This is a genomic window from Rhizobium leguminosarum, from assembly GCF_002953715.1.
GTDB classification, from domain to species: domain Bacteria; phylum Pseudomonadota; class Alphaproteobacteria; order Rhizobiales; family Rhizobiaceae; genus Rhizobium; species Rhizobium leguminosarum_V.
This window is the reverse complement of the sequence record NZ_CP025016.1, coordinates 273596-298655: the sequence shown is the minus strand read 5'-3', so window position 1 is coordinate 298655 and position 25060 is coordinate 273596. Positions and strand designations below refer to the sequence as shown.

22 protein-coding genes and 1 pseudogene are annotated in these 25060 nt (G+C 60.5%); 15 read left to right on the top strand and 8 right to left on the bottom strand.

What is annotated here, in order from left to right:
• The first annotated feature begins 5 nt into the window (after positions 1-5).
• Both CUJ84_RS36220 and CUJ84_RS36215 read left to right on the top strand, forming a co-directional pair.
• Positions 6-794 carry an ABC transporter ATP-binding protein gene (locus CUJ84_RS36220; protein WP_105010236.1) on the top strand — a complete coding sequence of 263 codons (789 nt, stop codon included), beginning with the start codon at positions 6-8 and terminating at the stop codon, positions 792-794.
• Positions 791-1561, top strand: a complete 771-nt coding sequence (locus CUJ84_RS36215) for an ABC transporter permease (protein WP_105010235.1) — start codon at positions 791-793, stop codon at positions 1559-1561. Before CUJ84_RS36220 ends, CUJ84_RS36215 begins: the two co-directional genes overlap by 4 nt.
• A gap of 131 nt (positions 1562-1692) precedes the next feature.
• On the opposite strand, the gene CUJ84_RS36210 is transcribed toward CUJ84_RS36215, so the two are convergent.
• On the bottom strand, positions 1693-2538 hold the full coding sequence (locus tag CUJ84_RS36210) for an alanine--tRNA ligase-related protein (protein ID WP_245457670.1): 846 nt from the start codon (positions 2536-2538) through the stop codon (positions 1693-1695).
• 170 nt (positions 2539-2708) lie between these two features.
• Between CUJ84_RS36210 and CUJ84_RS36205 the strand changes: the two genes are divergently transcribed.
• Positions 2709-3140, top strand: coding sequence for an antitoxin Xre-like helix-turn-helix domain-containing protein (locus CUJ84_RS36205; protein ID WP_018070805.1), 432 nt, complete (start codon positions 2709-2711; stop codon positions 3138-3140).
• Positions 3137-3619: an RES family NAD+ phosphorylase gene (locus CUJ84_RS36200; RefSeq protein ID WP_105010233.1), complete on the top strand. Its 483-nt coding sequence runs from the start codon at positions 3137-3139 to the stop codon at positions 3617-3619. Before CUJ84_RS36205 ends, CUJ84_RS36200 begins: the two co-directional genes overlap by 4 nt.
• 13 nt (positions 3620-3632) lie before the next feature.
• On the opposite strand, the gene pdxA is transcribed toward CUJ84_RS36200, so the two are convergent.
• The 4 genes from pdxA to CUJ84_RS36180 all read right to left on the bottom strand — a co-directional run bounded on the left by pdxA (position 3633) and on the right by CUJ84_RS36180 (position 8246).
• On the bottom strand, positions 3633-4619 hold the full coding sequence (pdxA, locus tag CUJ84_RS36195) for a 4-hydroxythreonine-4-phosphate dehydrogenase PdxA (RefSeq protein WP_105010232.1): 987 nt from the start codon (positions 4617-4619) through the stop codon (positions 3633-3635).
• A gap of 31 nt (positions 4620-4650) precedes the next feature.
• Positions 4651-5784, bottom strand: coding sequence for an iron-containing alcohol dehydrogenase (locus CUJ84_RS36190; protein WP_105010231.1), 1134 nt, complete (start codon positions 5782-5784; stop codon positions 4651-4653).
• Between the two features lie 357 nt (positions 5785-6141).
• Positions 6142-7329, bottom strand: coding sequence for a sialidase family protein (locus CUJ84_RS36185; protein WP_105010230.1), 1188 nt, complete (start codon positions 7327-7329; stop codon positions 6142-6144).
• 11 nt (positions 7330-7340) lie between these two features.
• Complete coding sequence (locus tag CUJ84_RS36180; protein ID WP_105010229.1) at positions 7341-8246, bottom strand: dihydrodipicolinate synthase family protein; 906 nt, start codon at positions 8244-8246, stop codon at positions 7341-7343.
• 326 nt (positions 8247-8572) lie between these two features.
• Here CUJ84_RS36180 and CUJ84_RS36175 point away from each other — a divergent pair, with 326 nt between their 5' ends.
• The 7 genes from CUJ84_RS36175 (at position 8573) to CUJ84_RS36145 (ending at position 16099) form a co-directional block, all read left to right on the top strand.
• The gene (locus CUJ84_RS36175) at positions 8573-10207 is read left to right on the top strand and encodes an ABC transporter substrate-binding protein (RefSeq protein ID WP_105010228.1); all 1635 of its coding nucleotides are present in this window, start codon (positions 8573-8575) and stop codon (positions 10205-10207) included.
• A 130-nt stretch (positions 10208-10337) separates the two neighbouring features.
• Complete coding sequence (locus tag CUJ84_RS36170; RefSeq protein ID WP_026238783.1) at positions 10338-11294, top strand: ABC transporter permease; 957 nt, start codon at positions 10338-10340, stop codon at positions 11292-11294.
• Positions 11295-11296: 2 nt separating this feature from the next.
• Positions 11297-12253, top strand: a complete 957-nt coding sequence (locus CUJ84_RS36165) for an ABC transporter permease (protein ID WP_105010227.1) — start codon at positions 11297-11299, stop codon at positions 12251-12253.
• Entirely contained in the window at positions 12250-13257 is a 1008-nt protein-coding gene (locus CUJ84_RS36160; protein WP_105010226.1) for an ABC transporter ATP-binding protein, read from the top strand. The genes CUJ84_RS36165 and CUJ84_RS36160 overlap by 4 nt, the downstream gene beginning before the upstream one ends.
• Entirely contained in the window at positions 13257-14249 is a 993-nt protein-coding gene (locus CUJ84_RS36155) for an ABC transporter ATP-binding protein (protein ID WP_105010225.1), read from the top strand. The genes CUJ84_RS36160 and CUJ84_RS36155 overlap by 1 nt, the downstream gene beginning before the upstream one ends.
• Positions 14246-15310, top strand: a complete 1065-nt coding sequence (locus CUJ84_RS36150) for a four-carbon acid sugar kinase family protein (protein ID WP_105010224.1) — start codon at positions 14246-14248, stop codon at positions 15308-15310. Before CUJ84_RS36155 ends, CUJ84_RS36150 begins: the two co-directional genes overlap by 4 nt.
• Positions 15311-15334: 24 nt before the next feature.
• Positions 15335-16099 (top strand): FadR/GntR family transcriptional regulator, encoded by a 765-nt coding sequence (locus tag CUJ84_RS36145; RefSeq protein ID WP_105010223.1) that lies wholly within the window; start codon positions 15335-15337, stop codon positions 16097-16099.
• A gap of 42 nt (positions 16100-16141) precedes the next feature.
• Here the strand turns inward: CUJ84_RS36145 and CUJ84_RS36140 are convergent, their stop codons facing one another.
• On the bottom strand, positions 16142-16594 hold the full coding sequence (locus CUJ84_RS36140; RefSeq protein WP_017957565.1) for a DUF421 domain-containing protein: 453 nt from the start codon (positions 16592-16594) through the stop codon (positions 16142-16144).
• A 10-nt stretch (positions 16595-16604) separates the two neighbouring features.
• Entirely contained in the window at positions 16605-17837 is a 1233-nt protein-coding gene (locus tag CUJ84_RS36135) for a protein-L-isoaspartate(D-aspartate) O-methyltransferase (protein WP_105010222.1), read from the bottom strand.
• A 225-nt stretch (positions 17838-18062) separates the two neighbouring features.
• On the opposite strand from CUJ84_RS36135, the gene CUJ84_RS36130 reads away from it, so the two are divergent.
• A complete protein-coding gene (locus CUJ84_RS36130) occupies positions 18063-19826 on the top strand; it encodes an adenylate/guanylate cyclase domain-containing protein (RefSeq protein ID WP_105010221.1) in 1764 nt (587 codons plus the stop codon).
• Between the two features lie 24 nt (positions 19827-19850).
• Here the strand turns inward: CUJ84_RS36130 and CUJ84_RS36125 are convergent.
• Positions 19851-20420: pseudogene (locus tag CUJ84_RS36125) on the bottom strand (IS30 family transposase); the annotation flags it as partial.
• A 458-nt stretch (positions 20421-20878) separates the two neighbouring features.
• Between CUJ84_RS36125 and CUJ84_RS36120 the strand changes: the two are divergent.
• From CUJ84_RS36120 to CUJ84_RS36110, 3 genes are all read left to right on the top strand, one after another.
• Complete coding sequence (locus CUJ84_RS36120; RefSeq protein ID WP_105010294.1) at positions 20879-21760, top strand: alpha/beta hydrolase; 882 nt, start codon at positions 20879-20881, stop codon at positions 21758-21760.
• A 289-nt stretch (positions 21761-22049) separates the two neighbouring features.
• Positions 22050-24194 carry a TonB-dependent siderophore receptor gene (locus CUJ84_RS36115; protein ID WP_105010220.1) on the top strand — a complete coding sequence of 715 codons (2145 nt, stop codon included), beginning with the start codon at positions 22050-22052 and terminating at the stop codon, positions 24192-24194.
• 202 nt (positions 24195-24396) lie between these two features.
• Positions 24397-25050, top strand: coding sequence for a hypothetical protein (locus CUJ84_RS36110; protein ID WP_105010219.1), 654 nt, complete (start codon positions 24397-24399; stop codon positions 25048-25050).
• Positions 25051-25060 lie beyond the last annotated feature (10 nt).

Genomic DNA, 25060 nt, shown 5'->3' with positions numbered 1-25060 from the left:
CGAATTTGCCTGAAGCAGCGGCCATCGAAACCAAGGATCTGGCTATCGGTTATGCCGGCGCTGTCGAGACGACCCGCATTCTGTCCGGCGTCGACCTCAGCGTCGGCAGGGGCGAGTTTCTGACAATTCTCGGTCCCTCCGGCTGCGGCAAGTCGACCTTGCTGCGTGCGGTGGCGGATCTTCTTCCGCCGCTTGACGGGCGGCTGTCGGTGCTCGGCAAGACAGCCTCGGAGGCGCGCCGGCGGCGCGAAGTCGCCTTCGTCTTTCAGGATGCAACGCTGCTGCCGTGGCGGACCGTGAAAGAGAATGTCGCGCTGCCGCTGCAGGTGGGGAAGAAGAGCGTCTCGCGAACGGTCGATCCGCGGCCCGACCACTGGATCGAACTGGTCGGCCTGTCGCATCTGGCCGACCGCTATCCGCATCAACTGTCCGGGGGCCAGCGCCAGCGTGTCGCCATTGCACGCGCGCTTCAATGCGAGCCGGATATCCTGCTCATGGACGAACCCTTCGGTGCGCTCGACGAGATCACCCGCGAACGATTGAACGACGAGCTTCTGGACGTCTGGCGCCGGACCGGCACGACCATCCTGTTCGTCACCCACAGCGTCGTCGAGGCGATCTATCTCGGCGGACGCGTGCTGGTCCTTGCGGCCAATCCGGGTCGCGTCCAGGCGCTGATCGACCTTGCACCGCTGAAAGACGAGCGTGGGCTCTGTCGGCGCGAGAGTCTCGATGTCCAGGAGACCGCCGCCCGTCTGCGCCAATTGCTGCAGGAGGGGAATTCGGCTGCATGACGCATCGTCGGCTATCCCTCGCCGAGGCAATCGGCCTTCCTGTTATCGGCGCCCTCTCGCTGCTTCTCGCCTGGCAATGGCTGGTGCCGGCTCTCGGTATTCCGGCCTATATCGTTCCAACGCCGCTGGCGATCCTGCGCACGCTTGGCATCGAATGGCGCTTCCTGCTGTCGAATGCGATCCCGACATGGGGTGAGGCGGGCCTCGGCTTCCTCTTGGGCAATAGTCTCGCCGTGATCCTGGCGGTTGCATTTGTCTATAATCCGCGCTTCCAGGCCGCCTATTTTCCCGTTGTCCTGCTCTTCAACACGATTCCGGTGCTGGCGCTTGCGCCGATCATCATCCTCATCTTCGGCCTCGGCATGCTTCCGAAGGTCATCATCGCCGCTCTCATCTGCTTCTTCCCAACCCTGGTGAATACGGCCCGGGGCCTCAATCTGGCGACTGCGAGCGAGCTTGACCTGATGCATGTGCTTTCGGCGAGCGGGTGGGAGACGTTCTGGCGCCTGCGCGCCCCACGATCCGCCCCCTTGCTCTTTGCGTCGCTGCGCATTTCGGCAACCACCTGTGTGATTGGCGCGATCGTCGGGGAGTGGATCGGCTCGAACCAGGGGCTGGGCGCTGTCATCATCCAGTCGACATTCAACTATCAGGCGGAAAGGCTCTTTGCCGCCGTCGTGCTCGCCTCTTTCTCCGGCATCGTCTTTTTTGCCGCCGTTGCCCAGATCGAGCGGATTTTCCGTCGGCTGCAGCCGGCGCGCAACTGAAAGCGTTCAATGCGGGCAGCACATCTCCATGACTGGCTCGTCGCCTGGGCAAACAGGGGATGGCCGAAAAGCTGACGCCTTCCAGGATATGGCAAGGCCTCCCGCTTTATCTGCGGGAGGCCCTGTTTCCGCTATTCGTCCATCATCTCCCCGATGTCGGAGAGATCGATGCCATGGGTGTCGAACCACCAGTCGGGACTCATCTCGGAATGGCGGTCACGCAAACGCAGATATTTGGCGCGCAGTCGCTTCTGGCGTTCGACCTCTTCTGCGAAGAAAGGATGATCGAGCGTGCCGCCCATCTTGTGGATGCGACGGAGCAGTTTTCGCAAGACATATCCTTGCTCCTTATTGCCCGGCCGGTAGCCGCTTTCCACGATCGTCATGACCGTGTCGCACAGTGTTCCGAGCGCATCGTCTTGCGGTGTACCGTTGACGATCATGTCGAGACGCTCGAGACCGAAGCCGACGTCGATACAGCTTCCGAGCGGATTGACGATGTTTCCGATCTCGACGCCGTCCTTATAGAACTCGGTGCAGTATCCGCTGATGCTGCCATCGCTCCATATGCATTCCGGATCCGGCACGATGGGCACGCGCCCGCCATAGAGCGGTGTCCATTCCACCAGACGGTCGGGATGGATCGTCACATGATCCGGCACGAGCCCCACCGTTTCCAGAAACTCGAGCCAGAAGTCGATGGCGTTGCCGACGGTCATTTCCCTGAAGGAGAAAAGGCCGAGCATGAAGAAATGGAGAAGATGAGTTCCGTCGCCGATCTCGTCGATGTCGCCCATGCGCAGGCAAGCCTGGCTGTTTGCGACGGTTCCACTATGGGAGGGATCGGAGAAGAGGGGCTTGTACTGCTGCATTCCAGCGCTGCAGAAGAGCGTGGTATCGTCATGCGGCCGTACGGATTCGATGCGTATGAAATTGATGCCCTTGGAAAGGCAGAAGTCTTGATATTGCTGGATCAGGCGTCCCGCGGTGACATAGGCAACCTCCTTCGTTGTTCGTGCCTTCGAAAAATATAGAGGTCTCCGGCGCGCACGACAACCCGCTGCTATCGAAGATAAGCCGGGATGGCGCTCTTGAAGATTGGCTCACTTGAGGCTAAATATAACATCAAGTGAAAAGGAGCTTTGCCATGATGGGATTTGCAGTCATCGCCGACGTTCTCGGACTGCCCGCCCGGGAACCGGCATCGCGCTCCGCCTTTGGCCTGCTCTCCAGCATCGAGGAAGGCTTGCCGGTCAAGGCGCTTGATCGGATGGCGCTGCTTCTGGCGCCTGATGATACCCAGTTCAAATATAGGCTCGTTCCAAAGGCCACCTATGAGCGGCGCAAGTCCAAGCATCGGCTCTCCTCCGACGAAGGCATAAAGCTCGCCCGTCTGGCGCGCGTCTGGGGATCGGCACTCGATGTCTGGCAGACCGAAACCGAGGCGCGCGATTTCCTGTTTCGCCCGCACGCGATGCTCGAGGACAGGCGGCCGATCGACGTGGTGATCCAGAGCGAGATCGGCGGCGAGCTCGTGCTCGATATCCTCGGAAGCCTGAAATACGGCAGCGCTGCGTGAGCGCACAGGTTCTTGACCGCACACTGACATCCGTCCGCATCGGAGATCCCAACGGAACCTACCCGATCTTCGACGCCACCGGCTCGACCATCGCGCCGGGCCGGTGGAACACATCGGGCAGCCCGATCATCTACACCAGCGAGCACTATTCGACCGCACTGCTCGAAAAGCTCGTCCATGGCAGCGGGCGGCTGCCGCCCAACCAGCACTATGTCACGATCACCCTGCCGCGTGGGCTAAGCTATGAGGTCTTCTCCGAACCCGCGCTGCCCGGCTGGGACAGCATGCCGGCGAACGTCAGCAAGGCTTTCGGCGAAAAATGGTGCCAGGAGAAGCGCAGCGCCATCCTGCTGGTGCCAAGCGTCGTCGCCCGCGTCGACCGCAACATATTGATCAACCCAGCCCACCCGGAATTCCCCTCGATCACGACAAGCCTCCACCAACCCGTCTTCTGGGATCGCCGCTTGTTCGGCATGTGATGGGGTCGGCGGTTCACACCTCACGCCGCGGCGAGCGAGCCATCAGCCTGGCATAGGCGATGGCCGAGAGCATGTTGACGTGGTTGGCCTTGCCGGTGCCGGCGATGTCGAAGGCGGTGCCGTGATCGACCGAGACGCGGTCGATCGGCAGGCCGAGCGAGACGTTGACTGCGGTGTCGAAGGCGACGAGCTTGATCGGGATATGGCCCTGGTCGTGATACTGGGCGATGACGAGATCGAAAGCGCCGTTATAGGCGCGGGCAAACACCGTATCGGCCGAGATCGGCCCGACGACGTCGATGCCTTTTGCCTGCGCCTGCTCGACGGCTGGTGCCAGGAACTCCATGTCCTCGGTGCCGAACAGGCCGTTTTCGCCGCAATGGGGATTGAGGCCGGCGACGGCGATGCGCGCCTTGCGGCCGAGCCGCAGGAAGTGCTTGTGGCCGGCTTCGATGGTGGCGAGCACCCGCTCGGTCTTGGCGCGCTCGATCGCACCTTTCAGCGAGATATGGGTGGAGACGTGGATGGTGTTCAACCGCTCGGAGGCAAGCAGCATGAAGGAGCTCTTCGAGCCTGTGAGATGCGCGAGCAACCCGGTGTGACCGTCATGGTGATGGCCGGCAAGGTTCATCGCTTCCTTGTTAATCGGCGCGGTGACGATGACATCGGCTTCACCAGACATGGCGAGATCGACGGCGCGGGTAATATAGCGCACCGAGGCATCGCCGGCGACGGGGCTGACCTTGCCGATCTCGGGTAGAGCCGCACCGAGCGCCACTTCGTCGACGGCGATCCTGTCGTCACCGGGTGCATCGGCAGGCCCGAACCGCAGCCCGGCGCCGGTGACGCGGTCGGCGCGCTCCAGCGCTTCGACATTGCCGACGATCACGAAATCACGGCGCTCTTCCCTCGGAAGGGCTGCCAAGGCCTTGACGATCACCTCGGGGCCGACGCCGGCCGGATCGCCGAGCGTCACGGCAACTTTCGCATTCCTGTCCATCGATCGAGTCCCTTCTAAAAAACCTTACCGCTTAAAAGGCAGCCGCGTAAATCGAGCGAATGTCGGCCCGAGAGAGATCTCGCGGATTGTTATCGAGCAGACGGCGAATGGCAAAGGCGTCGTCGGCCATGGCGTCGAGATCGCTTTCCGGCACGCCGAGGCCGGAGAGCTTCATCTCGATGCCGAGTTCGGCGCAGAAAGCGTAAGCCGCATCGAAGACGGAGGTGATGTTCCCGGAGGTTTCACGCCCAAGCGCTTCCATCACCGCCTTGGTTTTTTCAGGCGCGGAAGGTGTATTGAAGGCGAGAACATGCGGAAAAATCAGCGCATTGGCCGCGCCATGGGCCACATGCCAGCGCGTGCCGAGGGGATAGGCGAGCGCATGGCCGCCGGCGGTGTTGACCGGGCCGAGGCAGAAACCGCCGTAAAGCGAGGCGAGCGAGAGGCCGGCGCGCGCCTCGGCGTCATTGCCGTCCTTGACGGCGCGGGCGAGATATTTGCCGACGAGGCGCGTTCCCTCGATCGCATAGATGTCGACCATCGGATGGGCCTTGCGGTTGGTGAAGGCCTCGACGCAATGGGCCATGGCATCGACGCCGGTTGCCGCCGTCGTGCGGGCAGGGACGCTGAAGGTCAGGGCCGGATCGATGACGGCGATATCGGCCAGCATGTGCAGGCTTTCGACGGCGAGCTTTGCCATCGTCGCGGGATCGGTGACAAGCGCACGGATGCCGGCCTCGCTGCCGGTGCCCGATGTCGTCGGCACCTGGGCAAGCGCTACCTTGCGCGGCCCATGCACCTTGTTCGGACCGACGACCTCGTGCAGCGTCTGGGTGGAGCCGGCAAGCACGGCCGCAAGTTTCGCCAGATCCATGGCGCTGCCGCCGCCGAAACCGACAATCAGCTCGGCATTGGCGGCGTTTGCCGCCGCCAGGACTTTTTCGAGATTGGCCGTATCCGGTTCGGGCGTCACTTCGGCAAAGACCGTAACCTCGCCCTTCAGCTCCAGCACGTCGATGCGCGAAGCGTTGAAGGCATCGGAGATGACGAGCGTGCGCCGATAGCCCTTTTCATCAGCCCATCTGCCGAGCTTTCCCGCCGTGCCGACGCCGAATTCGATCAGATGCGGCCGAACTATCGTGATCGGCGAATCCAAGCTGGCCATGAACCAGTCCTCCCTGCAAGATCTTGCGGCAATATCCTCGCCCTCTTTAATGTAAAGTTGTAAGATCAATGTCAAGCCAGCATTCCAAGAGGCGGAATTTTTTATCTTTCGATGTGCGATCTGTCGCGCTTCAAGTTAGCGCTGGCGCACAGATATCGACTAAAATATCAATATGTTATAGAAACCGTATCGATGAAAACGCCATTCCAGGCACAGCTGGCCATCATCTTTGCCACGGCGGCGAATAATCCGACCCTGTTGTCAATTTCTTCCGTCAGTAAACCCACAGCCGTTGTCATCCTGCATCTTTCCTCATGCGGTCGGACGCAGGTTTACGATATTCCGGCTACCGCTTTGCTAGGGCAGCGATTGCGGGGCGAGGCTGATATATTTGATGGCGCGCCGGTAGTAGGTGTAGGCGATATGGAGCGTGCCGTCATCGCCCTGGACGATCGAGGGATAGGAGAATTCGCGGTTCAGCGAATCCTTCGAATTGTTGCTGAGGCAGAAGCCGTCGCCGGTATCGAGATCGACGCGATGCTGAAAGCTCTTGCCGCCATCCCTTGATATCGCAAGGCTCAGCGGCGCGCGCGGAACACCCCAGACGGCCTTTTGTGCGCTGTTATCAGCAACGACAGCGGTCTCTCCAGCCTCTCCAGCCTCGATTTCGTCATAGAGAGACTGGCGCCGCGCATCCGACGTGCCGGCATTCGAATGGTTGTAAACCATTGCAATTGCTCCATCATTCAGGATCGTGGCCTGGATCGAGGAATTGTTGTTCGGCAGTTCGGTGGGTTCGGGCGCACTCCAGGTCTCGCCGCCATCGGATGATCGGCTGGACAGGATGTTTTCGGCGAAACGGTTGCGGTAGAAGGCGATCATCTCGTCGCCGCCAAGCGGCAGGATGTTCATGTGCACCGCGCCGATACTGTCTGGAATATCGTGCATTTGCCAGCTCGCGCCGCCATCACGCGACATCAGCACGGCTGCCGTATCGGCATCGCCGCTCCAGCGCTGGCCGTTCAGGCCGACGCAGCGGAAGACCGGAAGCAGCCAGTCGCCCCTGCCGTTGACGACGATCTGCTGGCGAACGAAGGTGCCAGGGCTGTCGCAGAGGATTTGGACCGGCCCGAAGGTCTGGCCCCCATCGCCGGAAATCCGGCATTTGACAACCGAACCGTCCTGATTTCCAGAAGTCTGCGAGGTATAGAGCAGCCATATTTTTCCGTCTGAAGCATTGAAAATCAACGGGTTCTGTTCGGATTTCTCCGGGTCGTCGCTCATTTTTTCCGGCACGGACCATCGCTCGGCGCCCGGCGTCAGCCGCGACATGTAAATCGAGATGTCACCCATGCCCTCCATCGTGCCGCCGAACCAGACGCAGGTCAGCGTGCCGTCGGGCAGAAAGGCGAGATTTGCGGCATGGTTCTGGATGCAGGGGGAGGGCAGATAGGCATCCGCGCGACCCTCGACGATGGGGTGAGGGGCAATGGCCCCGGTCATCAGGGCCGGAACGGCTTCCGGAGGCAGGCCGGTAAAACTCATGACGGATCTCCTCAAGGCAGCTTGGCATAGCTTTCGGCGAGTGCGGCATAGTCAGTATCGCCGAGCGGCATCAGCGGCGCGCGCGTGCGCTTCCAGGCGGGATTGCCGGTCTTCAGCCCCACCATCGCCTTGATGGTCGGGATCTGGACGTAAGAGTTGGAAAGCGTGCGATAGGCGTTGATGCGGGCCTGCGCCGCCTCGACATCGGCGGCGTGCGCCTCGTCATGGACATGGTCGTAGACGGTGCACAGCGAATTCGCCACGAGATTGGAGGTTGCGGTGATGCAGCCGGCACCGCCCGCCTTCAGCAGCGGCAGTAGCAGCGGATCGGCGCCCGCCAGCACCGAAAAACCGGGATACGCGGCGATGATCGCCTGCATGTTGTTGAAATCACCGGCAGATTCCTTGATGCCGACGACCGTTTCCGGGAAGGCGGCAATCAGCCGTCCGATCAGCGGAATGGATAGGGGAACGCCTGAGACCTGCGGAATATGATAGAGGATGACCTGCAGGCGGGTGTCGGCGACCTTTTCCAGCACCTGCGAATAGGCAGCGAAGAGGCCGTCGTCGGACACACCCTTGTAGTAGAAGGGTGGCAGCATGACCACCTTGGTGACGCCAAGCGACAGCGCGTGCCGGGTGAGTTCCACGGTCTCGGGAATGGCGACGACGCCTGTGCCCGGCAAAAGTCTGTCGGCAGGAATGCCGGCCTTCAGTGCCGCTTCCAGAATGGCGCGGCGCTCGGCGCCGGAGAAGGAATTGGCCTCGCCCGTCGTGCCGAGCAGCGCCACGCCATGGCATCCCTCGGCCAGCAGCTGCCGGCAATGATCGGTGAAAAGGGCGAAATCCGGCGTATTCTCTGCTGTCAGCGGCGTTGCGGAGGCGCTGAAAACGCCTGTAATCCTGTGATGGCTCATTTCGCCCTCCTCGGCGCGTCCTGTCTGGGGATCCGTGTTCGAACCGCCCGGCTGCGCATTCCAGTTGTCATTCGTCTGTCGCGATGGAGTGCAAAGAACTTTTCCATTGCCGATCTTTTGTCAAGAAGACAAAATGCTGTAACGCCGCTCTGAAAAGTTATCTATCTGTTATAACTTATATATTTTCAGAAGAAAATTTTGTTCGAATTGAAATTGCGATTTTTTGTTGACATATTTACAATAACGAGAGAACGATACGGAACGGATTGTGCTGCGCCTGGCAGGTGCAGGGAGAGCGCTGCCGAATTCACTCTGGGAGGAATGCCATGTCTGATCAATCGGATAAAACCAACATATCACGTCGTAACGCGCTGAAGCTCGGCCTTGCAGCCGGCGTCGGCCTCACCGTATTCGGGATGAATGCCCGTATCGTTATGGCCGATGAAGGCCAGGTCCTGAAGGTCGCAAATCCGGCCTTCGACCAGGACTGGTCACCGCTGCGCGGCGGCGGCAGGACGTTCCGCTGGAATTCCATCTGGTGGGCATCGCCGATGTATTTCGACAGCCAAGGCAATATCAAGCCCTACGTCTTCACCAGCTGGGAATCGGCCGACAACACCGTTTGGACCTTCAAGCTCGACCCGAAGGCCGTCTTTTCCGACGGCAGCAAGATCACCTCGGCGGATGTCAAAGGATCGTGGGAAGTCTCCTCGATGCCCAATACCAAAAACCAGCGCGCCGACCAGGTGCTGAGCAGGGTCAAGGGTTACGCCGAAATCGCCGCCGGCTCCGGCAAGGAGTTGACTGGTGTCGCGACACCCGACGAAGGAACGGTCGTCGTGACGCTGGCTGCTGCAGACCCGATCTTCTTCATGCGCCTGGCAAACCACATCGCGCCGATCACCAAGGCGTCGCAGTCGCGCGGCAGCGACGGTGAGGAGATCATCGATTGGTATAAGCCCGATAGCAAGCCGGTCTTTTCCGGCCCATTCAAGCTGACGAGCATCGACATCGACGCCGGCAAACTCTCTTTCGAGCCGAATGAGAACTTCTTCGGACCGAAGCCGAAGCTTGCCCGTATTGATATCACCTCGATCGAGGACAATGTCACGGCAACGTCGCTGATCAAATCGGGTGAGTTCAATGCCCACACTGAACTTGTCACCTCGACTATCATCCAGGATCTTGGTCCGGAATTTTCCGCCGGCCCGCTGATCCCGACCAGTCAGCATTTCTGGTTCAACATCTCCCGCGCGCCGATGGACGATCCGAAGGTCCGCCAGGCGCTGATCATGGCCGTCGATCGAGACGGCCTCTTCAAGGCGTCCTATCCCGACGGGCCGCACAAGAAAGCCGACCAGATCCTCAACTCGGTTCCGGGTGCGGAGAATTCCGGTTTCGAGCCTTATCCCTATGATCCGGCGGCTGCCAAGAAACTGCTTGCGGAATCGACCTACGGCGGTCCGGAGCGCCTGCCGAAGATCCTGTTCGTCGGCATCTCGGCGCCGGCCATTCAGGCCGCCGCCCAGTTCATCGCCGAGCAGTGGCGTCAGAATCTCGGCATCACAGCCGTCGACATGAAGCCGCAGCAGGATTCCTATGCGGGTCCGGATCAGAATTCGGTCCAGATCTTCCGCGACGACGTCGGCACCCGCGTTCCGGATGCCGTCTCCTATCTGGCGGGCTGCATCGCCTCGACCTCGTCGAATGCGCAGAACAAGCTCGGCGGATACAAGAACGACAAGGTCGACAGTGCCCTTGCCGAGGCCACGACCAAGGCTGCGGACGATCCGAAGCGCATCGCTCTCGCCCAGGAAGCCCAGAAGGCGTTCCGCGAGGATTGGGCCTTCATTCCATGGTATTCTCAGGCGATGTCGCGCTGGGCTACCAAAGAGGTCAAGGGCCTGGAAAAGAACCTTGACTGGCAGGTCGTAGAACCCTGGAACATTTCCATCGGTTGATCCGGCGGAAACCGTTCCAATCGGCAATAACCCGCGCGAAGGCCGCAAGGCCTTCGCGCACGTATCAAAAAGAAGAGATGCGATCGCAGCCAAAAGCGGGAACGCGTCGAACAACAGGTGGGAGGTGGCCTTGCTGCGCTACGTGCTAACCCGATTTGCCATCTGGATTCCGTCCGTTCTGGTGGTGATGCTGGCGGTCTACGCGCTGGCCTTCTATGGTGCCGGCGATCCGATCAAGCTGATCTTCCTGCGCGCGCCAGGCGACGTCGCCTATAATCCGCAGCGCATCGAAGCCATTCGCGAAAGTGCCGGCCTCAACAAACCCTTCATCGTCCAGTTCGGCCTTTACATCTGGAACCTGCTGCATGGCCAATTCGGTAACTCGCTGACATCGGGCCGCTCCGTCTGGGCGATGGTCTCGGCTGCCGCACCCGTCTCCTTCCAGCTTGCCCTCTGTTCCATCATCCTGACCGCCGTCGTCGCGATCCCGCTCGGCATGATCGCTGCGCTCAACCAGAATTCGCGCATCGACTATGCCATTCTGGGCTCCGCACTCTTCCTCTGGGCGATCCCGGCCTATGTCGCCGGTCCGATGCTGATGGTCGGCCTCATCGTGCTGCTGCCGGGTGCAAGCGTGCCCTATGGCTGGGGCGGCATCTTCGATGTCCGTATCCTGCTGCCGCTGCTCGTCCTTTCCTTCCAGCCGATCGCGCTGATCGTGAGGCAGACACGTGCCGCCGTCATCGAGGTACTGTCGGAGGATTTCGTCCGCACCGCCCGCGCCAAGGGCGTGCCCGAGATCATCGTGGCATTGCGCCATATCCTGCGGCCGGTGCTAACGCCCGTTGTCACGCAGCTCGGCCTGATCATGATCACCATCGTCAACGGCGCGATCTTCGTCGAACTCGTCTTCGGCCTGCCGGGCCTCGGCCGGTTGACTGTGCAGGCGCTGATCAATTCCGATTATCCAGTCATTCTGGCGATCACGCTGATCGGGTCGTTCCTGGTGATGGTCTCGAACCTCCTGGTGGATGTGCTCTATCCGCTGCTTGATCCCCGCGCCAATGATTCAAGAAGGAGCCGCTGACCATGTCCGCCATCCCTCTTTCCACCATCGAAACGGTCGAAGAACCGGTCAGCCTGTGGCGCGACGCCTGGTATCGGCTGAAGCGCAACCGGCTCGCCATCTTCGGCCTCGTCGTCGTCGTGATCCTCGCCTTCACGGCGATCTTCGGGCCTTACCTCACTCCCTATGATTATCTGAGCCAGGACCTCAACGCCCGCAACGTCCTGCCGTCGATGAGCCACCTCTTCGGAACCGACGATCTCGGCCGCGACGTCTTCAGCCGCGTGGTCTTCGGCACACGCACCGCCTTCCTCGTCGCCATCATCGTCACCGTCTTCGCGGTGCTGATCGGTCTCGTGCTCGGGGCCGTCGCCGGTTTCTTCGGCAATCCGTTCGATCGCGCCATCATGTGGCTGACCGACGTGACGATGTCGGTTCCCAACCTGCTGCTCGTCGTCGTCATCAACGCGTCGCTGAAATCGCCGATCAGTAAATGGATGGAGGCGCGTTACCTCGCGACCCTCAATCCCTTCTACCGCGAAACCATGTGGGTGGATTTCATTCTCGTCTTCGGATCGATGGCACTGATCTCCTGGCCGCCTTATGCCCGTCTCGTCCGCGCCCAGGTACTGTCGATCCGCAGCCGACCCTATATCACCGCGGCGCAGGCGCTCGGCCTGTCGAACTGGATCATCATCAAGCGCTATGTCATTCCGAATGCGCTGGGGCCTTTGATCGTCTCGGTCAGCGCCGGTCTCGGCACGGCAATGGTGCTGGAAAGTGCTTTCAGCTTCCTTGGTGTCGGGGTCAATCCGCCGACGCCGAGCTGGGGCAACATGATCTCGGACGGTCTGCGTGTCTGGCAGCATTATCCCCACCTTCTCGCCGCTCCGGCGGCCGTGCTCGGCCTTGCCTCGGTTGCCTTCAGCTTCCTTGGCGACGGTCTCAACGACGCGCTCAATCCGCGGGGCAGCAAATGATGGACACGAAAAGCACCAACCGCCTGCTCGATGTCAGGGGGCTCACCGTCGAAATCGACGGCCGCAACGGTCCCGCCATCGTCGTCGACGGCATCGATCTCCATGTCGACAGGGGCGAGACCCTTGGCGTCGTCGGTGAATCCGGCTGCGGCAAGAGCCTGACGATGCTGAGCCTGATGCGGCTCCTGCCGAACAAGATCAAAGTTACCAAGGGATCGGCGACATTCGACGGCCGCGACCTGCAGACGATGTCGAATAGAGAGCTGCGTAAGGTGCGCGGCGGCGATATCGGCTTCGTCTTCCAGGATCCGATGACCTCGCTCAATCCGGTGATGCGCGTCGGCGACCAGATCTGCGAGCCGCTGATCTATCACCGCGGAATGAAAAAGGCGGAGGCCCGCAGACGTGCCGTCGAGCTTCTGCGCCTTGTCGGTATTCCTGGCCCCGAAGAGCGCCTGCAGGCCTATCCGCACGAACTTTCCGGCGGCATGCGCCAGCGCGTGATGATCGCGATCGGCCTTGCCTGCAATCCGAAGCTTTTGATTGCCGACGAGCCGACGACGGCGCTCGACGTCACCATTCAGGCCCAGATCGTCGATCTGGTGAAGGATCTCAGGGCCAAGCTCGGCATGTCGGTCGTCTGGATCACCCATGACCTGGCGCTGATCGCCGGCCTCGTCGATCGCGTCGCCGTCCTTTATGCCGGCACGGTGGTCGAAGATGCGCCGGTCGACGAGCTCTATGCCCGCCCGAGCCATCCCTATACGCGCGGCCTGCTGTCATCGATCCCGAAGCTCTCGGACCCGCCGGCAAGCCGGCTGAGCTCGATCGGCGGTACGCCGCCGGAGCCTGGCCGCCGGCCGAAGGGCTGTCCGTTTGCGCCGCGTTGCCCGCTTGCCGAAACGATCTGCCACGAAAAGGTGCCGCAGCTCGAACCTTTGAGCGGCAGTAGCAATCACCGCACCGCCTGTTTCGTCGTCCAGAGAATGCAGGAGGCCGCATGATGGGTGCTCAACCGCTGCTCAAGGTCGAAAACCTGGTCAAGCATTTCCACGTCAAGCTCGGCGCCTTCGGTGAGCGTTCGGCGACCGTCTATGCGCTCGACAATGTCAATCTCGACATCATGGAAGGCGAGACGCTGAGTCTCGTCGGCGAATCCGGCTGCGGCAAATCGACGACCGGTTTCACCATCCTCAACCTCTACAAGGCGACCAGCGGGAAGGTCGTCTACAAGGGCCAGGATCTCGCGACGCTCGATGAAAAACAGATGCGGCCCTTTCGCCGCGACCTGCAGATCGTCTTCCAGGATCCGTATTCGACACTCAATCCGCGCATGACGGTGGGCGAGGCGATCGGCGAGCCGATCCTCTTCCACAAGCTCTGCACCAAGGCGGAACTGAAGGAGAGGGTGGCGACGCTGCTCACCGATGTCGGCCTGTCCACGCGCTTTGCCCAGCGTTACCCGCACGAGCTTTCCGGCGGCCAGCGCCAGCGCGTCGTCATTGCCCGCGCGCTCGCCTGCCAGCCGAAATTCATCGTCTGCGACGAGGCGATTTCGGCGCTCGACGTGTCGATCCAGGCACAGATCATCAACTTGCTGCTCGATCTGCAGGAAAAATACGGGCTGACCTATCTGTTCATCGCCCATGATCTCGCCGTCGTGCGCCACATCAGCACTCGCGTCGGCGTCATGTATCTCGGGCGGCTCGCCGAACTTGCCACCCGCGAGGAACTCTTCGACAATCCGCTGCATCCCTATACCAGGGCGCTGCTGTCGGCCGTTCCGGAGACTGATCCCGAGCATGAGCGCACACGTCAGCGCCAGATCCTCCAAGGCGATGTGCCGAGCCCGCTGAACCCGCCGTCGGGCTGCCGTTTCCACACGCGCTGCCCAATCGCCATGGATGTCTGCAGCAAGGTCATTCCCGCGTGGAAGGAGGCGAAGCCCGGCCATCTCGTCGCCTGTCACGCCGTCAACACCGGACAGACCACATGACGCTGAAGGCCGTTATCGTCGCTGATGATCTGACGGGTGCGCTCGATACCGGCACGCCCTTCGTCGAAGCGGGCCTTTCGGTTGCGGTCGCTGTCGACGTCGGGGCCGCGGAGGATGCGATCGCCACCGGCTGTGACGTCGTCGTCGTCAACACCGCTTCGCGTGCGCTTGGCGAACCGGAAGCTGCCGAAAGGGTCCGCTTCGCGACCGCGGCGCTTCGTGGCGTGAAGCCCGCAGTCGTGATGAAGAAGATCGACTCCCGGCTGAAGGGCAATGTCGCGGCGGAAAGCCTGGCGCTGGCCGATGCGCTCGGCCTGGAGACTATCCTGGTGGCGCCCGCCATTCCCGATCAGGAGCGTGTGACCTACAGAGGCTGTGTTGTCGGCCGCGGCGTCGACAAGCCACTGCCGATCGCCGATCTGTTCGAGGGCCGCGCGGGCAATGTTGCTGTTGCCGATGCAAAGGACGATAGTGATCTCGACCAAATCGTTGCCGATCATGACTGGCGGCTGACGCTTGCGGTCGGCGCACGGGGTCTGGGTTCCGCACTTGCCCGCCAGCTCGGCGAGACGGGGCGGCAATCGGTGCCGGAGTTTGCGGCGACCCGGCGTACCCTGTTTGCCTTTGGCTCGCGCGACCCGATTACCGCTACCCAGATGGACCGGCTCGAAGCCTCGGGCGTTCTGCGCATGGTGATGGACGCGCCGATCGGAGAAATCGAAGGCGGGGAGGGCATGGCGTTGCCGGCGCTGCTGCGTTGCACCGGCGATATGGCGGCCGATGCGGCGCTGGTCGCCCGCCGTTTTGCTGCAGGCGTCAGATCGGTCATCGACGATACGAAGCCTGACATGCTGATGGTCGGCGGTGGCGATACGGCGCTTGCCGTTTTCCAGGCGCTTGATGTCAGAGTGCTGGCGCCGAAGGGCGAAATCGAAGCTGGCGTGCCGTGGTTCGATGTCACGTCAGCCGATGGGCGGCATTTTCGGTGCGCCGTGAAGTCGGGGGGCTTCGGCAATCCCGATAGTTTGCTAAGACTGGTTCTTTGGAATCGGGCGGCATAGTAAGATACCGCCGGGGAGAATGACGTGGCTGAAGTGAATGGCGAGTCTTTGAACGCGGAAGCCGGCCCGCCGGGCAAGCCCGAACGCGGCAAGGCCGTCAAGCTGGTTGATCGCGTCTTCGACCAGTTGCTCGAGCGTATTCGCGGCGGAAACTATCCGCCGGATTCACGCCTTCCCGGCGAGCATGAGCTTGCCTCGATGCTGGGTGTGTCGCGGCCGATCGTCCGCGATGCGCTGGCGCGCCTGCGCGATCAGGGCATGGTCTATGCACGGCAGGGCGCCGGCACCTTCGTCAGTGCGCATGGATCGCCGACGACGCAGCTTGCCTATTCGCCGGTCAAGACGATCGCCGACATCCAGCGCTGCTACGAGTTCCGCCTGACGATCGAGCCGGAGGCGGCCTATTTCGCCGCCAAGCGCCGCAATGAGCAGGCCATTCAGAAGATCGCCAGCGCGCTTGCGGATCTGCGTGAGGCGACCAGCCATCAGCTCCACCGCACAGACGCCGATTTTCTCTTCCACCGCGCGGTGACGGAGGCTGCCAACAATCATTATTACACGGCCTCGATCGATGCGCTGAAGGCCCATATCGCCGTCGGCATGCATCTCCACGGCCTCTCTTTGCTCGGCCCCCGCCAAGGGTTGGAACAGGTCTACGAAGAGCATAACGCCATCTACAAGGCGATCGCCGATGGCCGGCCCGATGATGCGCAAAGACTGATGAAGGCGCATCTCGAAGGCTCCCGGGACCGTCTGTTCGAGGGCAGGGTGCTCGACCTATCCTTTTGAGTTCATGCTCTTAACTCGGGATGTCTCCTTTGTCGTCAATTGTCAGCCGGATTTCTGCTTCTTGATGATGCTGATGTTGCCGCTTACTTCGAGGATGGCAAATTTTATCTCCGTCACGCTCTCGATGCCTTCCTGGCTTCGAGCCGCTTGCATGACATCTTCCTTCTGCAGCCGGGCGCCTTTGAGCGCGCCTTCATCATAGACGCCATCCGTCACCAGAATGGTTGGAACGCCATCGATGATATGAGCTGCGCGAGGCCACCATCTCTTCACGTAAGACAGGCCGATGTCGGTCGTAAACAGGGTGAGGATCAAGATAACGGCGTTGGTGATCGAGAAGTCATCGCCCAGCATCGCCTGCTGGGTGGTTTCGGAGATCACCAGCACGATGACCAGATCGAACGGCGTCATCTGGGCCAATGTCCGTCTTCCCGACAGACGGATGATCACGAGCAGCGTGAAATAAATTGCCAATCCGCGTAATACCGCATCCACCGTACCGCCCTCATGGAAAGATGAAAGTGGATTGGGTGCGGGTCTCCCCGCCCATGCCAATGGTGGCGCGAAGACGGCCGGGGAGTTGCGTTTGCAGACGGAAGACGATCTGCGTCGGCCCTGCCGGGTCGGCGGGGAACACGTAGCCTATCCGGCCCGCGCGCGTGAAGGTCGCTTTTTGGGGCGGGTCGACGCCCTGGATCGAAAAGGTTTGAAGAAAGGCGGGATCGATCGTGAAGACCCTGTCTTCGGATGACGGCGTGAAAGTCACCGTCATATCCTCGGGAGCATTCCATCGGGAGATGATGGGAAAATCCACGGATCCATCGGGCAATTGAAGTGTTTGCCGTGAAAACGGACCGCCTCTTCCAAGCAGACCCAGCAAGCAGGTCACCAGAAGAAGCGTGAACACGATCCAGGAAATACGTTGAACAGCCCAGAACCGTTGCTGAAATTCGCTATGATCGAGCACACCTTCCGGCAGCGTGGGCAATTTGTCTATCTTTCCCATGCCCCCTCCCTGTGTGTCTTGCGGAGAGCTTGGCTCGGAGGCAACCGTTTTCGGCAATGAGGGGGCCGTGGCCGTATACATCGGATGGGTAGCAGTCCAGGCGTCTTCGCCGATCAAGGGAACGAAGCGCACCCCGCCGAGATCTTCTTCCTCGAATGCGGTGGCGCCGGTGCGCGTGAGGCGTTTCAGGCGCTGCCCTTCACCGCGGCCGACCGGAATGATCAGCCGCCCTCCAAGCCCCAGCTGTTCTTTCAAGGCAGTTGGCACCTCTGGTGCGCTCGCAGAAACGATAATGGCATCGAACGGGGCGGCTTCCGCCCAGCCCTTGCTGCCATCGCCGACGCGAACGTCAATGTTGCGGTATCCCAGTTTCTCGAACCGTTCCTTGGCCTCAAGCGCCAGCCTTTCGTGGCGCTCGATAGAGTAGACACGTCTTGCTATCCGGCTCATGAGGGCCGAGGCATAGCCGGAGCCCGTTCCGACCTCGAGCACTGTGTCGCCGGCATCCAGATCGGCCTTTTCGAGCATCAAAGCCACGATGAACGGCTGCGAAATTGTCTGGCCTTCGCCGATCGACAGCGGCGCATCCTCATAGGCGAATTCCTCGGAGCCTGGAGGAACGAATTTTTCGCGCGGCACCGTGCGCATCGCTTCGGTCACGCCTGGATCGCGAATGCCACGACGCGTAACGTGGTGCTCCACCATGCGATCTCGGATGCGCGTCATATCCATGGATCAGTTCCACTGTCGCCGACTGCACCTTGGGCAGATTTCCGGGTGGTGCAGAATGTAAAACAAATGGGCGACCGGGGAGTTCCTGAGAGGAGCAGGTTTTCGGCAAAGGCGTGCCCCACGAGTTCATGACCTTCAATGCGGAATAAGCGGCGCATTATTGGACTTCTCCCGGCATCAAGAATAACATTAGCGGAAACAAATATTGAAGCGATGTCACCGTAGATGGCTGAATTGCCCGTCCAACGCCGACTTGCCGCCATCGCTGTCGCCGATGTGGTCGGATACTCGCGGCTGATGGGTGCCGACGAGAATGGAACGCTGGCGGCGCTGAGGCAGCTTCGGACTGAGATTCTCAACCCCACGGTGCGCGAACATGGCGGGCGCATCGTCAAGGTGATGGGCGACGGGGTGCTCGTGGAGTTCGCCAGTGCGGTGAACGCCGTCACCGCGGCGATCGAACTGCAGAACAAGATGGCGCAGGCCAACGAGCCGATGCCCGAGAACCGCCGCATCGTGCTGCGTATCGGCATCAATCTGGGCGACGTCATCGGGGACGGCAGCGATATCTATGGCGACGGCGTCAACATCGCCACGCGGCTGGAAGCACTGGCCGAGCCAGGCGGAGTTTGCATCTCGGGCAAGGTGTTCGACGACGTGCGGGACCGGGTGACCGTGCGGTTTCGCGACTTGGGAGAAAAAACACTCAAGAACATCGCTCGGCCGGTGCGCGCCTATGCTCTGAACACTGCGCCCGCGCCAGCGATCCCACACGTCGCCCACGGGATGTTTCCGTCGCTCGCCGTCCTGCCGTTTGAAAACATGAGCGGTGACCCCGAACAGGAATACTTCGTCGACGGTATCGTCGAGGACATCATCACGGCCCTCAGCCGTTTCAAGTCGTTCGCGGTGATCGCCCGCAATTCGAGCTTCGTATACAAAGGTCATGCCGTCGACGTGCGACAGATAGCCAAGGAACTGGGCGTTCGCTACGTGCTTGAAGGAAGCGGCCGGCGAGTCGGTAACCGGCTGCGTATCACCGCTCAATTGGTTGATGGAATTTCAGGAGCGCACATATGGGCGGACAAGTTCGAGGGGGCCTTCGAGGACGTGTTCGACGTACAGGATCGGATCACCGAAAGCGTAGTCGCGGTGGTCGAACCAAAAATCCAGCGAGCCGAAATCGATCGCTCACGCCGTGAGCGGCCCGAGAGCCTTGATGCATACGATCTCTATCTACAGGCATTGCCGGACGTGTTTGTCTCGCGGCCCGAGGCCAATGCGCGTGCGATCGTGCTGCTGGAGCGGTCGATTGCCCTCGATCCGGGATTCGCACCCGCCTTGGCGATGACCGGTCAGGCTTATCTGTTGCGGGTAGCCATGCAGTTTCCCGGAGCGTCGAACGCCGATGCGGAGCGCGCGCTAGCGGTGGCGCGGGCGGCACTGGCGATTGCCCGCGACGACGCGATGGTGCTGAGCTATGGCGGCTTCGTGCTGATCCACATGGGGGGCGACTATCACACTGGTATTGCCTTGCTGCGGCGTGCGATCTCGGAAAATCCCAACAACGCCACGGTCCTGCAACAAGCGGGCGTCGGAGCGCTGTTGGGTGGCGATCTCGGCGAGGCCGCCGACTATCTGCAACGAGCGCTGCGGCTCAACCCGAATGAACTCGGGACGCATTGGCAATTGACCGGCATGGCGCATATCCGTATGGCCGAGGGGCGCTACGAGGAGGCACTGGATTGGGCGATGCGCTCGCAAGCGGTCAATTCAGGGTATGACGCCAATCATTGGATGCTGATCGCCGCCAATGCTTACCTCGGACACATGGATGAAGCGCGCAAGCATCTTGCTGCGCTCGAGAGCATTTCGCCCGGCGTCAACCTCGCACGCATCCGTCGCGGCCAACATACCCTCGACCCGCACAGAATCGAGGTGCTAATCGAGGGCATGCGCATGGCCGGGATGCGCAAGTCTGGCGATTGAAGCCTGCTCTCCGAAAAGCTGAACACGCCGGAAGATCAGGAGATCGCCCTCCCAATGCCCGAACTGTGATCGATCATCAATAAAATCAGGGCGTTGGGAGATTCTGCAGTCAAGCGGGATCAAGCCGTCGCGTGACTTGCGTGCGCCGCGGCGCCGGCGCCTGCGACGTCGTTCCGGCAGGTGCTGATACAGCCCGAGCGGATAGTCTTCCTTGCAATAGATGAAGCGATAGATCGTTTCCGGGCAAATACGGACGGGGCTGACGCCATCTGCGAGAAGCCGGCCAGCGATCTGCTCGGGTGACCAACGCGCCTTCAGCCGGTCGATGACGAGGTCGCGCAGATGCGGATGGCGTCTGAGTTTGCGCAACCGTCGTCGGCGCTCCTTGCTCATGTCGTTGGCGATACCGCTGTAATAGCCGCTATATTCCGGAAAGTCGTGATCCTGGAACGTATTGCGCTTAAGCTCGCGATAGATCGTCGAGCGATGACGGCCGAGCTGGTGGGCAATCTCCGAGACGGGAACCTTGCGTTCTCTGAGGTGAAATAGGCGTCTGCGGTCAGGCAAGGTGAGCTGCGAATAGCAAAGGGACATGCATATATCTCCAAGGCGAAGCCATTGTTTTTATAAGCATGTCGCACTTGGAAATAGAATGTACCCCTCGACGCAGAAAAGTGGCGTAATGCATGTTATGGAACTAGATGTATTTCTGCTATTACAACGACTTAATGCAGCCGCAACTTTGCGGCCGCAAAGTTAAAGTGTCCTATTTCTGCGAAGTTGGAATGTCGCACCCCGCGCTGAACGGCGCGGCCGGCGATCGAACAGCGAAACCGACGGCTCGATAGCCCTGGGTCTTCAAATCATGGCTGGAACTAGGTTAGATCAGCCTCTGTAAACGTCCGAACCGTGATCGCCATGATGCGCTTTCGTGAAAGTCAGGATATCAGCAAGAGTTGCACCGACCTGGAAGTTCTGAAACCTGCCCATGAACCACACCGACATCAGTTTCCCTCCCCTATCCTTTTATCCAAATATCAGAAAACATGCTCATGACTAATCCTACCAGCGTCTATTCAATGCCCGGAACGTGTTTTTTCGATCTGGCTTCTGCCGCGGGCGGCGAGCCCTATCGCATATTCCTTTCCATTCCGGCAGAGAGCCCGCCGGCGAAAGGATGGCCGCTTCTCGTTATGACCGACGGTAACGCCACTTTCCCCTTCGCGGTCGCCAGCTTGGTCACGCAGGCACCTTATCCCACGGGAACGAATGTCGGCTGGGGGGTGATCGCGGCGATCGGCTACCCGTGCGACGAGCCTTATGATCCGCTCCGCCGGTCTTGGGACCTGGGGCCTCCGCCGGTCAAATCCTATCCGCCCTTCGTTGAGGGCGGTCCGCCGGTTGTCATCGGAGGGACCGGTAAGCTGCTCGATTTCATCGAGAACGAGCTTATACCGCGGATTGCAGAGATGGTGATCCTGGATCCGACGCGCCGATCGCTCTTCGGACATTCCTTCGGCGGCCTCTTTACTCTCTATGGCCTGTTCGAGCGTCCAGGTCTGTTTGCCAATTGGATTGCGGCCAGCCCAACCATCTATTGGGAGAACAGTGAAATCCTCAAGAATGAGGCGCAACGTCAAGTCATACCGGGAAATGCACTCTTCCTGCATTTGTCCGCCGGAGAACACGAAGGCGATGAGCTGGCACCCTTCCAGTACCGGAACGAGGATGCCCCTGCGCGTCTGGAGAAGAGGAAGATCGAGCGGACTGTCCTCCTGGCGCGGGAGATGGCGGAGCGATTAGACGGCGCTGCCGACGGATTGCGTACCGAATTCGAGCTTTATGCCGGCGAGACCCACATGTCCGTTCTTGCGGCGGCCGTGAATCGCGCGGTGAGCATTGCGTTCGCCGTCCAGGATTTGACCGACAGGTGACGCCCTCCGCGGGGGTTTCATCGAATACGATCCGCCGGTTAGACGATCGCAGTTGAGACGAACGTCCTCGTGCCTTGCACTCGCCAAGGTCAATGCCAAATGGAGTATTCGGATGACATCGTCTCCCCGTGTTGCGCCTAAACCTCATGGTCCCGACCAGGTGCAAAGATGGCCACAATAGCGTGATTATTAAGTTGACTCCAATTCTCCTGTTTGAGTAAACGGACTCTTAGCAGTGGCCGGAGGGGCGGCCGTCACACTGCCCGATATTGGTCTGACAGGGGATAGTATGACAGTGGGACTACAGGGAACGTTGCGCGTGTTCACAAGCCGATTGGTTGCGAGCAGCGCTTTGATAACGGTGTCGTTCGGATCGGCAGGCATCGGCTGGACACAAGACAATTCGGCCGAAGAGGCGACGCAATTGGCCCCGATCGTCATATCGGGCAAGTCGGATCGTGTGGTTGGCCCTGATCGCACCATCGTTGCCAAGGATACCGCCACCGGCACCAAAACAGACACTCCGGTCATCGATGTCCCGGCGTCCGTGTCGGTGGTGACGCAAAAGGAGTTGGAAGAGCGTCATGTGGACAATCTTCAGCAGGCACTCGCTTATACCGCCGGCGTCTTTTCGGATGAGTTCGGCAACGACGACCGGTACGACTATATAAGAATTCGCGGCTTTGATCAGACGGCACTCGGCACCTATCGGGATGGACTGGCGGCACGTATTCCCGCTTGGTTCACTGCCAGCCGCCTTGAACCCTATGGTCTTCAGCGCGTCGAGGTTCTGAAGGGATCGACTTCGACCCTTTTTGGCCTCAACGGTCCGGGAGGCCTGGTCAATGCGATCACCAAGCGGCCCTTGGATGAGAAGCATGGCGAAGTTTACACCTCTTATGGTGATGGCACCAAGGAAGTGGGCGCAGATTTCGGCGGGCCGATTGATCCCGATGGCGTATGGAGCTACCGGCTTACGGCACTTGCCAAGGACGGCGACCAAGGCTGGGATTATTCGAACGACGACCGCACCTACATTGCGCCGGCACTGACGATCAAGCCGGAAGAAGGGACTTCGCTCACCATTCTGACCGATTATTACAAACGCGATGGAACGGGCGCGCGGGGCCTTCCGACCGGCGCCAATATCGATATCGACACCTTCCTCGGCGAGCCGGACTTCAATCGCTTCAATACGGAGCAGGCCGACATCGGCTATCAGTTCGAACACGAGATCAATGAAAACCTGACCTTCCGCTCGAATGCCCGCTATACGCATCTCGAGCTCGACTATGCCGAAGTCTATGGCGCATCGCTGGATCCGACCGCCGATCGAACGGCGTTCTCGGTCGACGGCATGTCCAACCGCTATGCCATCGACAATCAGTTGCAATATGACGCGACATGGAACGGGATCGACAGCAAGACGCTCGTCGGCGTCGATTACACCAATGACAATACGCGCGAGAACATCCTGTTCGGAACGGCCGGGCCGATCGATATCAACGATCCGGTCTATTGCGGCCTCTCCTGCATCAATCTCGGCCCGTACGTGAACTGGCGCGTCAAGCAGCAGGCGGTCGGGATCTATGCGCAGGAGCAACTGACCTTCGACGACCGATGGATCGCGACGATCGGAGGACGATGGGACCATGTTCATACGACGGCCGATTATCTCGACAGCGGCACGAGGGACGACGATACGGCATCGGCCTTCACCAAGCGCTTCGGCCTGACCTACAAGTTCAATCCGAACCTCGCGGCCTATGCCAATTATTCGGAAAGCTTTCAGCCGCTCGTAGCACAGACCGCAAACGGATATACGGTGACGGGCACGTTGAAGCCCCAGGAAGGCCAACAATACGAAATCGGCCTCAAATACAAGCCCGACGGATTCGATGGCCTCTTCACGGTAGCGCTCTTCGATCACACGCAAACGAACGTGCCGAGCTCGGTCAGCCCCCTCGTTCAGGAGCAGATCGGCAAGGTCGGCGTGCGCGGCATCGAGCTGGAAGGCAAAGCCGCCATCAACGACCGGGTCAATCTCACACTTGGCTATTCTTATTGGGATGCGGAAATCCGCGAGGACGGAACCGGCGGCAATATCGGCAACCGGCCCTCGCGCGTGCCGCGGCATCTGGCATCGGCCTGGCTCGACTACACGGTCCCAGGAGACGGAAAGCGCGGCGACCTGACACTCGGCGGCGGTGTGCGTTATATCGGCCAGACCTATGGGGACGAGGCGAACACCGTATCGGTCGCAGCCTATACGCTCGTCGACGCAGCCGTCAGCTACAAGGTGACGCCTGACGTGGCGCTTGCCGTCAACGCGACGAATCTGTTCGATCGCAAATATGTCGCCAGCAGCTACTTCGGCACCGAATATTACGGCGATCGGCGCAAGGTCGTCGGCACGCTGAAGTATTCCTGGTAAAGGTTGGCGGACGCCGCCTTGTTCAATCAAGGCGGCGTCCGCAATCTGCGCCAAGGGATCGCCCTCTCAGCAATGTGGACTGCATTTGGTCCATTCCGGAAATGATAACCCCACGACAAGGCTTTGATTGACGCAAGAGGGAGCCGCCTCTACCTAGGAGCGAGTTTTCAATTCGAACGTGCTCCAATTTGGCAGGTTGAACATGTCCGAGAGTTCCCCGGGCTCAGTCCCGAAAATTTGGCCGTTTCCGGATCGGCCCGGTTTCCGCAAAACTTTCGCTTTAGAACTCGACGACCATCTTGATATCCAGCATGCATCGCGCCAGCTTCTGCCACCCGGTCCAACCGTCGGGGCAGCGGGAATCGTTGCGCTGTTCGTTGCGCTGATCACCAATTTCGACAAATGGCAGGCGGGTGACATCTGGATATTCGCTATCTATGTCCTCGCAACAATCGTTGCTGGCACGCTCGGGGCTTTTCTGCTGCTCGGGCCAATCCGGCGATTCCTGCGTTCCACGTATCGCCGGCGACTGGTGAAGGCGGAAGCTATCGGCAGACCCGTCGAGTCTACCGTGGACCAGAGCGGCATCAACTACACGGTCCTGGGTCAGACGGTCACATGTACGTGGGATTCGCTCTATGCGCTCGAAGAGGATGCCGGAACTTTCCACTTTTGGATGTCCAGAATGGTTTCTCATCCGTGGCCGGCCAGATCGTTCGCCTCCGAGGAGGAGCGACAGGTCTTTCGCGAAAGCGTATTGAAATGGTCCGGCCGGCCGTTCTCCCCGCCCGTATTGGCCCGCCTCGGAGCAAAAGGCAGGGCCAACCTGCCGGCGAATGCGACGACGCCAAGGTGAGATCGTTGAT